Below are 13,695 nucleotides of genomic sequence, written 5' to 3' on the forward strand. Positions count from 1 at the left end.
TTGGGATTTCGCGTTCTGCAATACATCGGCAACTTTGGTACCAATTTTACTCGCCAGCGGGCTGATCATTGATTTAATCGAATCAACCCCTTTCGCCGCGGCCTGCCCAACAGTTGAACTCACACTGGAGCTCATTGAGCCAAGCGGTAATTCGAACATCGAATCGAGTTTATGCTCACTCGGCTTGTTATGATCTGCTGTGTTTTTCTCAGGCGTAATAACCGGCTCAACCCCAGACAAATCGCCTTCTAGTTTCTGATTGAGCGTTTCAAATAATTGCTGAATTTTTTTCATGCTTTATTTCGCAGAACGATCTAACACGACAAAATATTTTTGCACGGCTTCTAACACTTCAAAACGACCGACAAAGCCAGCCGGAATTACCGCCGCCTCGCCCGCGCACACGACGATGCCCTGCTCGTCTTGATCGACCAAGCGCACGCGACCGCGAATGACGCAGAAAAATTCTTCTTTATCATCGGCAAAGCGAATATTCCAGCTCCCCACTTCGCAAGCCCACACGCCACACGACAACATTTGATCGTTGGACGTGTAGTGCGTCCATGTCGTGCGATTGGGATTGCCCGACACCAATCGATCTGGGCGCGGCTGATCAAAAGTCGGCGCAACTTCGCGGCTAAAATGGGTAATCGCTGCTGTACTCATACTGTTCTCTATCGATTTAGGTGGCCTAGCTAGGTTAGTGCGAAAGCTGGTGGCTTACGACTTACTCAAGATCGCTATTCCAATCATCTGGGCGTAACAAAGCATTATCAAAGCGCGAATACATGCCTTGGAACACCAGCGGAATCCGGCCCACCGGACCGTTACGGTGCTTACCCAAAATGCACTCGGCCAAGCCTTTGTGCGGGCTATCCGGGTTGTAGTATTCGTCGCGGTACATAAACATGATCAAGTCCGCATCCTGCTCGATCGCGCCCGATTCACGCAAGTCGGACATCATTGGGCGTTTGTCGGTACGTTGCTCGACCGAACGGCTCAACTGCGACAAAGCGATAATCGGGCACTTCAATTCACGCGCCAAGCCTTTCAGTGAACGAGAAATCTCGCCCAGCTCGGTCGCGCGATTTTGATCTTTCGCGCCGGCACGCCCCGCCATCAACTGCAAATAGTCGATGACGATAAGGCCAAGTTGCCCGCCACATTGGCGTGCCAAACGACGCGCACGCGTGCGCACATCAAGCGCAGTTAGTGCGCCCGTTTCCTCGATGAAAATCGGCGCTTCCGATAATTTACCCACGGCGTGCGTCAGTTTGAGCCAATCCTCATCCTCAAAGCGCCCCGTTTTCAGTTTATGCATGTCGATCTTGCCGACTGAGCCGACCATACGCATACCCAATTGCGCTGCACCCATCTCGAGCGAGAAAATCGCCACCGGCAATTTGCTGTGAATCGCGACGTTTTCGGCGATATTGACCGAAAACGCCGTTTTACCCATCGACGGACGACCGGCAACAATAATCAAATCGCCACCTTGCAGACCTGAGGTCATTTTATCCAGATCAATAAAGCCAGTTGGCGTGCCGGTGACTTCAGATGGATTGTCTTGCTGGTACAAATAATCAATGCGCTCGACGATTTCTTTCAAAATCGGTGGCATGGTGTGAAAACCTTGCTGGCCTTTAGCGGATTGCTCGGCGATTTGAAAGACGCGAGATTCAGCTTCGTCAAGTAGCTCTTTCGCGTCGCGGCCATTAGGGAAGAACGTCGCATCGGCAATTTCGGTCGCCACGCCTGCGAGCTGGCGCAGCACCGATTTTTCGCGCACGATTTCGGCATAACGACGAATATTGGCCGCAGATGGCGTGTTTTGCACCAAAGAGCCAAGGTAAGACAAACCGCCAACATAAGTCAGATCATTGGTCGTATCGAGCGACTCTTTGACCGTAATTACATCGGCTGGGCGATTGTGTTCGATCAGCTTGATAATCGCCTGAAAAATACGGCGGTGGTCTTCGCGGTAAAAGTCTTGGTCGCCAATTACGTCGGCGATTTTGTCAAACGCCGTGTTATCGAGCATCAAACCACCCAGCACAGATTGCTCGGCTTCGACCGAATGGGGCGGAATGCGATAGGCGGCGGTCTCATCAACCTGAGAGGCTGCGTTGTATTCGGCTTGCATGTCGCGGACTAGCTCGGTAGGATATTCGTTCATTTTCACTTTAATGGCGGGTGTTGCACGTTTTATTGAACGGGCAACGATGATTCAGAAGCAAAAAACTGATTCGATCAGTTTAGCAAGCTGTCCATTTTACTCTGCCGCACCCTTGATGACCATGCAGTCCATCCGCAAATCAGTATTAGTTCCCCATTCTGCAGCACAAATGTATGAATTGGTTGATCACGTTGAGGATTACCCGCGCTTTTTACCTTGGTGCGGCGGCATCGACGTGCACGAGCGCTCCGACACCGTGTTGGATGTGACGATTAAAATTGAATTTTTAAAAGTCAGCACCTTCTTTCGCACACGCGACACCAAGAGCGACAACGAAATCATCATGCATTTCGTCGACGGTCCATTTAAAGCCCTTACAGGCATTTGGCGCTTTACACCGCTAATGGAAGATGCATGCAAGATTGAATTTGAACTCGATTATGAATTCTCTAGCCGAACGATCGACGCCGTCATCGGCCCCGTGTTTGGTAAAATCACCTCTACTTTTGTCGATGCTTTTGTCAAAGAAGCCGACCGCAAATATGGATAAGCCCATGAGCCAAAATGAGATCATTACCGTAGAAGTGGTTTATGCCACTGCGGCTAAGCAAAAATTGCTCAAAGTAAAAGTACCTAGCGGCACAACCGCCCAAGTTGCGATCGAAAAATCTGGCATTTTGGCCGAGTTTCCAGAAATCGATTTGGCCACTCAAAAAATCGGCATTTTCGCCAAAGCAGTCAAACTAGATACGGTGCTGCGCGAAAAAGATCGCGTCGAAATCTATCGCCCACTGATCGCTGATCCGAAAGAAGTTCGTCGCCAACGTGCTGCAGAAGGCAAGATCATGAAAAAAGGGGGGGGCGAGGTTTAAGTTTAAACACCAACGCCAGCAAAATTAGAACATTTCACAAACTTGCAATACAATATTTCCCTACATCCAATAAAACAATGAGATACGGGATTTATGAGCACAGTAAGCAAAACGATTTTGATTGTCATTATTTCATTGATAGTTTCATTTCTAATTGGCAAGTCTGTCTATGAAAAAGAACAACTAAACCAAGCTCGTACCATTGCTAACATGGTTGAATACATCGGACAGTGGGCCTCCCAATACCGGGGAATCTGGATTAAAGAAGCTAAAGGCGATGCTGTAGATCTTGGCAGCCACCTAGATACTGTTACAGCAACGCTTGCCAACGAAGACAACTCGGTAACAAGCACCGAACAAATGGCAACCACACTTAATTTTCACCTTAAAAACCCGGCATTGGTGCAGCGAGAAATTTCAGATTTGATGCAAGCCAACAAACAACAGTCTTCCTATCGCATCACCTCTGATAAGTACATGAATACCAAAAATAGCCCAACAGCTTTTGAAAGCAAGGCAATCAAATTCATGCGGGCCAACAATGTCACCGAATATAGTGAAGTTAGAAACGGTGAAACATTTTACGCGCGTGGACTAATTGCTACTGCAGCCTGCATGCGCTGTCATGAATCAGCCGAAAAGGCCCCCTATGCAGTTCGTAGCCTCTACCCAAGCCAAGGATATGGATACGAACTTGGCAAAGTAGCGGGCGCTATTTCAGTGCGCGTACCATCAACATACAGTCTCGCTTCCCTTTTAAATATTCTCAACATTTCAAGCATTCTGGCGATACTTGGACTGATCGGATGCAGCTATCTAATTTTAAAAAGAAAATAAAAAGCGGGGATCCCCCGCTTTTTTTCAAATAGAATCAACCCAGCTTCCCGTCTTGCGCCAGCTGGCGAATCATTTTGACCGTATCGATATCGGTTTCCTGCCATGCAGACTTCAAAAAGCTTAGATACTTATCGAGTTCTGGGTCAGCACCGACAGGATGGGGAGTTTCGTAAATAAAGCGAATAAACAAGGCACCTTCTTGAGGTTCTTCGATTTTCATCCACATCTGGCCACCAAGGTGCATCTCGCTCTCTTGCGTGTCGTAATGCACTGATGCTTCATGCTCGTAATAGATATGATCAATCACTTCGAGCTTACCCATCAATACTCGACGATGAATTCCCGCATTGTGACGTTGCAGCACTTCGGCTTCGTCAATATGCTCGACAAACTCCATCGGAAACTCTGCGCGATACACGAGCCCTTGCCAGACTTGATTGCGCGTTAATATCTCGGCCGTCGGGTGCATCAGATCGTTAATCTGAACCAAGTGCTCAAATCTCATAAGTCGCTCGCAATGTGAAACGCGCCATTATAGCGAAATTGCCGTGCCCGCACGGCGGGCTTGGCGATTACAACGCTTTAAAGTCGATTTCACCTACATGGTTAAAAATATAATCGGGCTTGTACGGAAAATCGTTCAGCATCTCAGTCGTCGTCACTCCGGATAAAACCAAGGCGGTTTTCATCCCCGCTTCCATGCCGCCGACAATGTCGGTATCCATCCGATCACCAACCATCACGCATTCTTCAGGATGCACGCCCAATTTGCGTGACGCCAGCATCATCATCAGTGCATTCGGTTTGCCGACGATATACGGTTTTTTGCCCGTCGCTGCGGCAATGGCCGCGAGTATCGTTGCTGCCGCTGGCTCATTGCCACCTTCCACCGGGTCGATCATATCGGGGTTGGTGCCGATGAATTTGGCGCCATGATCAATAAAACGGACCGCCTTTTTGAGCTGCTCAAAACTGAACGTTGATGATTTGGCGACGACCACGTAATCAGGATTGGATTCAGAAATCGAAAAGCCAACGTTATACAGCTCGTTAATCAAGCCGCCACCGCCAATCACATACACTTTGGCGCGCTCTTTTTGCTGGCGCAAAAACATCGCGGTCGCCATCGCACTGGTAATGAAATTGCCCTCAGTCAGGCCATGAATGCCGAGTGATTCGAGTTTGAGCTTCAGATCCAGCGGCGTTTGTTCAGCATTATTGGTTAGAAACAGAAATGGCGTTTTATCGGCCAGTAATTTCTGCACAAATTCATTCGCTCCGGGAATTAATTGTTTTCCACGGTAAATCACACCGTCCATATCCGAAATAACACTACTGACCATCTTAAACTCCCCATAGGTATTGTTACCTAATCAAATAACAGATTGATCTACATGCATATACGTCAAATCATTTAGCCGGGTATTTTTCCGCGTTCAATTGCATTTTGTGCAAAATCGCCTGCTCCATATCAAGGCCAAGCTCGTCAGAAAGCCGCAGCATATACAGCAGAACATCAGCCATTTCTTGCGCGATCGGCGACTGCTCGTCGACCTCTAAGTGTGCCGCCTGGTCAGGTGTGAGCCATTGATAATGTTCAACGAGTTCGGCCATTTCAACCGACATCGCCATCACCAGATTTTTGGGATTATGGTATTGCCGCCAATCGCGCTCGTCGGCAAATTCACGGATTTTGATCGATAGTTCAGCCAGATTCATTGGTTTTTTTAAGACTTTGTACACAGTAATCCGTAGAATACGCCCTCTAGCCAAAGGAACACCAACCATGCCAATGAAAAAGTACGAACTTGAAAAGCGTAAAGCAGAAAAGCTACACAATGATCTGCACGGCAGCAGCACACCTGATCGATTCGGCACTGCCAGCACCCAGGAAAAACAACGCAAAGCGGGCATGAATCCGCTGATGGGTAAATTGCTCGGTAAAACCCAGGCTAAATAATGCAACGCACGATTTTCGATACGCCCCTGCTACGCCCTGTTCTTCCTCGTTTGGGCCGATTGATCTTACGCATGTTCGGCTGGAAGATTGAAGGTGAGTTTCCGGATTTGCCCAAGTATGTTTTGATCGGCGCCCCCCATACCAGCAACTGGGATTTCCCAATTGGCATCGCAGTATGTTTTGCACGCGAGCAAAAAGTCTATTGGATGGGCAAACATACGCTATTTTGGGGACCACTCGGGCCGATTGCACGCTGGTTAGGTGGTATTCCGGTTGATCGACGCCAATCGAACTCTCTGGTAGAGCAAATGGTGCAGGTCTTCAATCAGCAGGAAAAGCTGGTTGTCGCGATCCCACCAGAAGGTACACGCAAAAAAGTCGAAAAGTGGAAAACCGGTTTTTACTATATTGCGCTGGGCGCACAAGTGCCTATTGTGTTCGGTTATATGGATTTTGCGCGTAAAGTGGCTGGCTGCGGAGGCACGTTCTACCCAACGGGCAATGCCGAGCAAGATATTGCCAAGATTCGCGAGTTTTATGCGCCTATTGTCGGAAAAAACCCGCAGAACCAATAAACCCAAAAAACAAAAAACCCAGCTAAGGCTGGGTTTTCTACATGCTAAACAAACAACTCTGAATTACAGAGGTTGGATGTTAGAAGCTTGTTTGCCTTTAGGGCCAGTAGTAACTTCGAAAGAAACTTTTTGACCTTCAGCCAAGGTTTTGAAACCTTTAGACACGATTTGTGAGAAGTGAGCAAACAGATCTTCGCCGCCTTCGTCTGGAGTGATAAAGCCGAAGCCTTTAGAGTCGTTGAACCACTTAACGGTACCTTGTGCCATTTTTTCGTATCCTAAATTGCGGAAATATATAAAAGATGCACGAAAATCAAGGGAAAGCACTGCGGTACGGCCTAGCCACTACAACATACATCCACTGCTTGAAGATCCTGCAGTTGATATATTCGCCGAGCACGGCAGAGCTGGCAAGCGTTTTTTGCATCAAAACCACAAAATTTGAGCAAAATCGCATAATTACGACGCGTTTTTCCGCTAAGCGTCGAATTTCATTCGCCAACACGTGCTTTTAGAGCTGCAAATTCATTTTGCAATGCAGCCAAGGCACTTTCCAAGTACTCAATTCGCGCCAATAAAGCCGGTTGATTTGAGGCGTTTGCCACACTTTGCAAGGGCGTCAAATCCACCTCCCCACCCAATAAATGCGCCCATCGGGATTCACGAGCTCCAGCTTGACGGGGTAATAATGTCACTAAGGCACCATCAGTGCGCTCAGACAATTCACTTAAAAAAGCCTCAATTGCCGAAATATCGGCAAAGCGATGCAAGCGTTCACAATTATTGCGCAGCTCCCCCGCCGTTTGTGGCCCGCGCAACATCAGAATCGCCAATGCAGCAACAGACTGGGTCGGGATTTGCAACACTTTGCCAAACTGATGACTATAGCGTGCCACGCGCCCACTCAGATGATCTACAACCCAGCCGGTGCTTTTTAATTCATCAAGCGCAGTAATTAAATCTGATTCTTCCAACTCCAGAACAGGGTCACGGCTGCTTTTTTGATTACAACCCAGCAATAGGCTGTTCAGCGTTAAAGGATAGGAATCAGGAACTGTCCGCTCTTTTTCAATCAATACACCCAAAATACGAATTTGAATCGGGCTTAGCGGGGTAAATTGCGGCATAAATGACTCCAAAAATATCCACTTCGCAAAGGCAAAGAGCTATAAACAAGTACAGCCACCTATCTTACAGCTTTATTGGAGCGCGCGATGCAAAAAACCCACCTCATGCCCGTGGCTTGGTTGTTGTTTATTAGCGCGAGTTCTGCATGGTGCCAAACACTAAACCTTCAACCGAAAGCCGGGCTTTGGCAAATCCAAACTGAATTGCCTACCGAACAGAAAGCTGCCATGGCAAAAATGCAAAATAAAATGACGGTGCAATCACGCCAAAACGGAATGAGTTTTGATGCGCAAACTGGAATTATGACGCTAACTCAATGCCTTGATGCGGAAAAAATCCAGCACTGGCATCAATTAAGCCAAGACCCGCGGCAACACTGTGCCGAGCCGAAAATTGTTCAGCAAGGACTGCGTTTCACTGTCGACGTCACTTGCACGCAACCCAAACCCGCCACAGTGCATAGCGAAATTGATCTGAGCGCCAATCGAGAGCAATATCAATTTACGCACTTGATCAAAAGCGAGGGCAAGCAAATGCAATTGAAAGGCGTGGCAAAACGAATCGGAGATTGCCAATGAGTTCACCGCTTGATATTAACAGCGTCGATTTAATTAACCCGCAAATTGACGACTGGAATTCGTTTCATGACTTTCGCGATGCGCTTGCCGATCACGCCCCCGAAATCGAAGCTTTGATCGCCAAACTCAAACTAGAGCCACACGATCGAGTCACAATTACCAACCTATTTCGCGAATTTCACAACATCAAAGGCGACGCCGGTCTATGTCGCTTGTTCTTTCTCGTGCCGCTAGTGCATTGCGCCGAAGCCATCCTGTCTCGAATGCGCGATGGCGAAATCATTTGCACCGACGGTTTAGCCGAAGTGTTGCTCTTAACGCTTGATCGTATCGAACAAGCCGTTGAGCTCGTTGAAGCAAAGCAAAACCTGTCTGCTTTAAGATTGCTCGCATTAGCTAATGGACTCGAACACCTCGCTAAGCAGCCGATTGAGCAGATTGCGGCTGCTACCGCACGTTTAATTGAAGCGGTTACAGGATTCAAACCTGGCACCACACTCTACCAAGGCCTCCCCCCTAGCGAGCAGCCGCGCAACCGGGATGAAATGCACCAAGATTTGGTATTTTTTCGCGAGCTGGCGCTGCAATTGGAAGCACGCTCGCCACTATTTCATGGCCGAACCGATCGCAATTTGACCTACGCTTTAGCAACAAATCAAATGGCGGGCAATCGAGTCGACCCCGAGCAACTAGAAGCCGCGGTTTATCTGCACGATATCGGCATGATGTTTCTACCGGAATCGCAGTGGCTGAAACCCGACAAGTTAAGCGACGAAGCCAAACAAGCATTGCAACACCACCCGCTGTGGGCCGCCGAAATCGCGAATCGTTTTGTCGGCTGGCAAAGTGCGACGCAAATGATTTTGCAACACCACGAAACAGTGATTGGTAGCGGCTACCCGAATGGCTTGAGCGACGAGCACATTTGCGATGGCGCCAAGATTTTGGCCATAGTTGATGCCTTTGAAGCGATTTTGCTGAAACACAGCCATCGCGGGCAGCAAAAATCAACGCTGCGCGCGATTGCCGAAATTAACGCCGGTGATCGACAGTTTTCAGCGACGTGGGTGAAGGCGTTTAATCAAGTCATACGCCAACAGCTAGAATCAGCTACCTAGGGTATAACCCTACAAGTCAATCTAGATAATAGCTATAGAGCAATACCCATTAGATTTTTTCATTCAACATCAAATAACGCCACTGCCCTTCTGGCAAGGCACCGAGCGGCAAGCGACCAATACGCTGCCGTTTGTAAGCGGTAACGCCCAATTTGGCTACGTCGCACAAATCGGGCACGACACCTTCCGCGTTGGCGCGGATCACCATCCGTAGCTGTTGCTCGCTTTGTCGGCTGGTTTTCCAGCCTTTAATCGGCTCGCCATCAAAGGTTTTGACTGCATTCATGGCGTCAATTTGCTCTGCGCTGGCGACTTGATCCAGCCAGACCAAATACTCTTGTTCGAAATCATTCACTTGGGCGAGTTTTTGCGCCAAACGCGTGTCTTGCGTAAGCACGACCAGACCTGTAGCGTCGGCGTCGAGCCCAAATGGCGTAACTAGACGTGAGCGGTGTTTTTTCAGCCAAACAATTCCCGATCTGTCATCGGCAGCTTGGCGATCTGGGCTTAATAAATAGGTGTATTCTTCACCCGGCCACGCCGCAACACCGGCCGGCTTATGCCAAACGATGGTTACTTTATCGCTCGGCGCCAAAACGCTGCTGAGCATATCGCTATCGAGGATTTTGATTTCTTGGTGTGGCAAGACGCGACTGCCTAACACGTCGACGATTTGCCCATCGACCGCAACGCGCCCTTCGGCGATTAATACGTCAGCTTGAGTGCGAGAGCAAAGCCCTAACTGCGCCATACGTTTCGATAGGCGGATTGCTTCTGAATCTGATTCGGGTTTGCTCATGGCCAATTCTCACACTTAAAACGCTATTGTACGCGCCTCTGCGGCTTTCAATCGATGCGAACTTTCCCGCGCAACGACTTTATTGAGCCATGCTGCTTTTTTTGATCCATCCGCGTTTGTTGCGAACCCCAACTCGGCTTGGTTGGGCGGCGTGTTTTGGGGCGAAAAGCGACTTGATCGATCAGCGCCTGCAACCGTTGCAAGGCCTCATAGCGGTTAGCTTCCAAGCTGCGCGATGATTGCGCCTTGATAATCACCACACCTTCCTTGCTAATACGCTGATCAGGCCACTGCAACAACCGGGCTTTTAGTTCATCGCTCAAGCTGGACGCGCGGATATCAAAGCGTAGATGCACCGCATTCGATACTTTATTAACGTTCTGTCCGCCAGCCCCTTGCGCACGAATGGCGGTAAAGACGACGTCTTCTTCGGATATTTCTGTTTGCATCATTTCCCCCAAACAAAAACAGCCGACTTTCGCCGGCTGCTTTTATTTGTATACGAGACTATTTACAGCGGTGAATTAAGGGCGCTGACCTTGCGCAATTTGAATAATACGCATGGTATTTGCACCTGTATTCACGCCGTTGCTTTGCGATGCCAAGGTCACGATCACGCGATCACCCGGTACTACTTTGCCAGTACGCAGCAATTCAAGTTGCGCATAGGCAACATGAGCTTCACGATCAGCACCAATCTTAGCATCCACCATAATTGGTGTTACATGGCGATAAAGCGCCAATTTGCGGTAAGTGTTGATCTCTTGCGTAAACACGTAGATAGGCACGCCAGTAATGTAACGTGACAGCCACAATGCCGATGCGCCTGAATGAGAAATACACACAATCGCTTTCACATTCATATTACTGCTGGCATAAACAGCTGCCATCGTAACGGCTTGGTCGATACGTTCAAAATCGCTGACGTTATCGAACTCGCCTTCAATTTTGCCTTCGCCTGAGCGTTCTGCTTCAAAGCAAGTACGCGCCATCGCTTGAACTGCTTCCAGTGGGTATTTACCTGCTGCTGACTCAGCAGACAACATCACGGCATCCGTACCGTCGAGCACCGCGTTCGCGCAATCGGATACTTCAGCGCGCGTAGGTACTGGGCTGGTAATCATCGACTCCATCATTTGCGTTGCAGTAATGGTCAGCTTGTGCTTCTTACGCGCCAGTTTGATCATGCGTTTTTGCAGCGCAGGAACGGCAGCATCGCCCACTTCAACGGCCAAGTCACCACGTGCCACCATAATGCCATCAGAAGCATCGAGGATTTCTTCAAGATTGGCGATCGCTTCGGTACGCTCGATTTTGGCAATTAGCAAAGCATGGCCGCCAGCTGCACGAACCAAAGTGCGCGCCATATACATATCAGCAGCCGATTTCGGGAACGATACGGCGATGTAATCGGCTTCCAAAATTGCGGCCGTTTTGATGTCTTCCATGTCTTTGGCTGTCAACGCAGGCGCAGTCAAACCACCACCTTGGCGGTTAATGCCTTTATTGTTCGACAGCGGGCCACCAACAGTGACTGTCGTGTAAACCTTCGCGCCAACAACTTGATCCACAACCAATTGAATTTTGCCATCGTCCAGCAACAGCACAACACCAGGCTCAACGTCGTTTGGCAGCTCTTTATAGTCCAAACCCACTGTATCTTGATTACCGAGTTCACACTCCGCATCCAGCACAAACTTCGCGCCTTTTACCAACTCAATTTTGTTTTTTTCAAATTTACCAACACGAATTTTCGGGCCTTGCAAATCCGCAAGTACGGCCACCGACTTACCAAGTTTATTGGCAATCGTGCGTACAGTTGCTGCACGGTCGATGTGGTCTTGTGCAGAGCCATGTGAAAAGTTCAAACGTACGGTATTCACACCAGCCTGAATCAGGCTCTCTAATACTGCTGGATCTGTAGACGCTGGACCCAGCGTTGCCACAATTTTTGTGCCGCATTGCATAAAAATAAGTCTCCGAGATGATAAAGCGGGATTGTTAGGCTGAACAATACGCCAGTTAGCGTGCGAAATACATGATTTAAAGCAGAGAAAAAGCTAAACCTGTAATTTTTTTTAACATTTTTTTTCGAAACAAATCACAAAGCGTAAACCCAACAAATGCGTAATTTTACTACAAGGTTATTTCTACTGGGTTCACTTCGATGCCGCACTTCTGCGTGTAGCCGTTCATATTATTTGTCCGGAGAGGATTTATTTTTACCTTGAGCCCGTTCCGCAGCTTGATACGCAAGATAATACCGATTCACCGTCGACACATAATCGACCATCCCTCTACTAACCGAAGTTAGAGCAATCTGTTCAACATTCCCAACCCATACATTGGGATTCAAACCTTTTGCCTTCGCCTGACGGCGCAACTGGGCTAAGCGCCCCTCTCCTGCGTTGTAGGCTGCGATCATGAAGTACAGTTGATTTTCTGGAGTCACACCTTCCTTATCGTACATTTTTCGCAAATAGCTCAAATAAATAGCCGCTGCATTGGCATTGCCTTCGGGGCTATGAGGATCGCGAATCCCCATGGCTCTAGCTGTGGCAGGATGAATTTGCATTACCCCTGTTGGCCCATTGGCGCGAATTACAGGGGTTAGTTTCGACTCTTTTTGCCCAATTGCAGCCAATAGGAGCCAATCGATGTTATTGGCCACAGCAGCCGCTTGAAAAATTGGCGCAAAAATCGCCAGTTTTTCCATTGAGCTCACTTTATTACCTTGCTCGACTTTGGCTCCAGCAATCAGATGCCGTCGAGTTAAGGCAATGGCTTTATCAATATTCACTCGAGCGGGGTTGGCAATATATAGATTTAGATCGTCGAGTAATTTGGGGTGATTTGAATTAACAGCCCAAACCAGCGGGACTGTGCTCTTTGCACACTCGGACAGCTTTACATTCGGGTAGTTAGCAGACCACAGCTTATAAACAATCTTGCTCGCCAAGGTTTGCAAGCTTTCATCACTATGAATTTCGCGCATCAACATCTCAGGATTAACACCGATGTTCGGCTCAAGATACTCTACCGAGAGTTCATCCTGAGACAAAACGCGCCGTCCATAACTTGCAGTGCTTAAGGTTAAGGGCTTTTGAGCCAAGGATTCAAAACTCAGCGAATTGTTTCGGTGTGCGAGTAAACACCACTCATCATTGGCATACGGCTCGGTCACTAAAGCTAGGGATTTCATCCCCTCATTAGCAGGAAGCAGACCTGCCGCTATATCTCCGCGCCCAGCACGTAATGCAGGAATCAATTCACCTTGATCTATTGGGATAAATTGCAAACGAATTGGCGGCAAACTTTTGCTACGTTTGCGGTTGAGCTCGGTTTCAAAACCTTGCAACATCGCATACTCTAAGCCATGCGGCTTACCGTCTTTGATAAAATATGTAGATGGCCCTAATCCAACCAACACCCGTAAACGATTAGGGGGAGAAGCAGGATCGTAGGGGTTACTGGCTGATAGTTCGGTAGCCGTCGCTAAGCTAGGATGTTGACTATTTGGGGCTGCGACTGGTGTTTTTTTCTGCTGGGTATTTTTATTCTTCGCCAATGCTAAATTAGAAAAAAGCAGAAAAAAACCTAGAAAAAACAATGTTAGAACTCGCCACATTAGGGCATTCCCCTCGTTTAGTTT

General features: G+C 48.3%; 18 protein-coding genes. 7 read left to right on the forward strand and 11 right to left on the reverse strand.

The genetic code is table 11. The annotated features are described in order from the left end of the window. Positions 1–297 precede the first annotated feature (297 nt). Together NT239_03290 and dnaB are read right to left on the reverse strand one after the other, a co-directional pair. Positions 298–666 carry a cupin domain-containing protein gene (locus NT239_03290; protein XGA71882.1) on the reverse strand — a complete coding sequence of 123 codons (369 nt, stop codon included), beginning with the start codon at positions 664–666 and terminating at the stop codon, positions 298–300. 61 nt (positions 667–727) lie between these two features. Continuing rightward, positions 728–2,143, reverse strand: coding sequence for a replicative DNA helicase (dnaB, locus tag NT239_03295; GenBank protein ID XGA72762.1), 1,416 nt, complete (start codon positions 2,141–2,143; stop codon positions 728–730). 154 nt (positions 2,144–2,297) lie between these two features. Here dnaB and NT239_03300 point away from each other — a divergent pair, with 154 nt between their 5' ends. The 3 genes from NT239_03300 (at position 2,298) to NT239_03310 (ending at position 3,885) form a co-directional block, all read left to right on the forward strand. Beyond that, positions 2,298–2,726: a ubiquinone-binding protein gene (locus tag NT239_03300; protein XGA72763.1), complete on the forward strand. Its 429-nt coding sequence runs from the start codon at positions 2,298–2,300 to the stop codon at positions 2,724–2,726. A 4-nt stretch (positions 2,727–2,730) separates the two neighbouring features. Beyond that, the gene (locus NT239_03305; GenBank protein XGA71883.1) at positions 2,731–3,048 is read left to right on the forward strand and encodes an RnfH family protein; all 318 of its coding nucleotides are present in this window, start codon (positions 2,731–2,733) and stop codon (positions 3,046–3,048) included. 93 nt (positions 3,049–3,141) lie between these two features. After that, positions 3,142–3,885: a DUF3365 domain-containing protein gene (locus NT239_03310; GenBank protein ID XGA71884.1), complete on the forward strand. Its 744-nt coding sequence runs from the start codon at positions 3,142–3,144 to the stop codon at positions 3,883–3,885. A gap of 34 nt (positions 3,886–3,919) precedes the next feature. On the opposite strand, the gene NT239_03315 is transcribed toward NT239_03310, so the two are convergent. The 3 genes from NT239_03315 to NT239_03325 form a co-directional block, all read right to left on the reverse strand. Then, positions 3,920–4,390, reverse strand: coding sequence for an SRPBCC family protein (locus NT239_03315; protein XGA71885.1), 471 nt, complete (start codon positions 4,388–4,390; stop codon positions 3,920–3,922). Positions 4,391–4,457: 67 nt separating this feature from the next. After that, positions 4,458–5,228, reverse strand: coding sequence for an HAD-IIA family hydrolase (locus tag NT239_03320; GenBank protein ID XGA71886.1), 771 nt, complete (start codon positions 5,226–5,228; stop codon positions 4,458–4,460). A gap of 67 nt (positions 5,229–5,295) precedes the next feature. Further along, positions 5,296–5,604 carry a nucleotide pyrophosphohydrolase gene (locus tag NT239_03325; protein ID XGA71887.1) on the reverse strand — a complete coding sequence of 103 codons (309 nt, stop codon included), beginning with the start codon at positions 5,602–5,604 and terminating at the stop codon, positions 5,296–5,298. A 67-nt stretch (positions 5,605–5,671) separates the two neighbouring features. On the opposite strand from NT239_03325, the gene NT239_03330 reads away from it, so the two are divergent. Beyond that, positions 5,672–5,845: a hypothetical protein gene (locus NT239_03330; protein ID XGA71888.1), complete on the forward strand. Its 174-nt coding sequence runs from the start codon at positions 5,672–5,674 to the stop codon at positions 5,843–5,845. Continuing rightward, positions 5,845–6,420: a lysophospholipid acyltransferase family protein gene (locus NT239_03335; protein ID XGA71889.1), complete on the forward strand. Its 576-nt coding sequence runs from the start codon at positions 5,845–5,847 to the stop codon at positions 6,418–6,420. Before NT239_03330 ends, NT239_03335 begins: the two co-directional genes overlap by 1 nt. A gap of 63 nt (positions 6,421–6,483) precedes the next feature. On the opposite strand, the gene NT239_03340 is transcribed toward NT239_03335, so the two are convergent. After that, positions 6,484–6,687 (reverse strand): cold-shock protein, encoded by a 204-nt coding sequence (locus NT239_03340; GenBank protein ID XGA71890.1) that lies wholly within the window; start codon positions 6,685–6,687, stop codon positions 6,484–6,486. Between the two features lie 224 nt (positions 6,688–6,911). Further along, positions 6,912–7,547, reverse strand: coding sequence for a YceH family protein (locus NT239_03345; protein ID XGA71891.1), 636 nt, complete (start codon positions 7,545–7,547; stop codon positions 6,912–6,914). An 87-nt stretch (positions 7,548–7,634) separates the two neighbouring features. Here NT239_03345 and NT239_03350 point away from each other — a divergent pair, with 87 nt between their 5' ends. Beyond that, positions 7,635–8,126 carry a DUF3617 domain-containing protein gene (locus NT239_03350; GenBank protein ID XGA71892.1) on the forward strand — a complete coding sequence of 164 codons (492 nt, stop codon included), beginning with the start codon at positions 7,635–7,637 and terminating at the stop codon, positions 8,124–8,126. Beyond that, entirely contained in the window at positions 8,123–9,244 is a 1,122-nt protein-coding gene (locus NT239_03355) for an HD domain-containing protein (protein ID XGA71893.1), read from the forward strand. Before NT239_03350 ends, NT239_03355 begins: the two co-directional genes overlap by 4 nt. 49 nt (positions 9,245–9,293) lie before the next feature. On the opposite strand, the gene NT239_03360 is transcribed toward NT239_03355, so the two are convergent. The 4 genes from NT239_03360 to NT239_03375 all read right to left on the reverse strand — a co-directional run bounded on the left by NT239_03360 (position 9,294) and on the right by NT239_03375 (position 13,671). After that, positions 9,294–10,043, reverse strand: a complete 750-nt coding sequence (locus tag NT239_03360; protein ID XGA71894.1) for an RNA pseudouridine synthase — start codon at positions 10,041–10,043, stop codon at positions 9,294–9,296. A gap of 47 nt (positions 10,044–10,090) precedes the next feature. Further along, complete coding sequence (gene arfB, locus NT239_03365) at positions 10,091–10,495, reverse strand: aminoacyl-tRNA hydrolase (protein ID XGA71895.1); 405 nt, start codon at positions 10,493–10,495, stop codon at positions 10,091–10,093. Between the two features lie 72 nt (positions 10,496–10,567). Then, the gene (gene pyk / locus NT239_03370; protein ID XGA71896.1) at positions 10,568–12,010 is read right to left on the reverse strand and encodes a pyruvate kinase; all 1,443 of its coding nucleotides are present in this window, start codon (positions 12,008–12,010) and stop codon (positions 10,568–10,570) included. 230 nt (positions 12,011–12,240) lie between these two features. Then, positions 12,241–13,671 carry a transglycosylase SLT domain-containing protein gene (locus tag NT239_03375; GenBank protein ID XGA71897.1) on the reverse strand — a complete coding sequence of 477 codons (1,431 nt, stop codon included), beginning with the start codon at positions 13,669–13,671 and terminating at the stop codon, positions 12,241–12,243. Between the last annotated feature and the right edge of the window lie 24 nt (positions 13,672–13,695).

The sequence above is a fragment of the Chitinibacter sp. SCUT-21 genome (genome assembly GCA_041874755.1).
GTDB lineage: Bacteria > Pseudomonadota > Gammaproteobacteria > Burkholderiales > Chitinibacteraceae > Chitinibacter.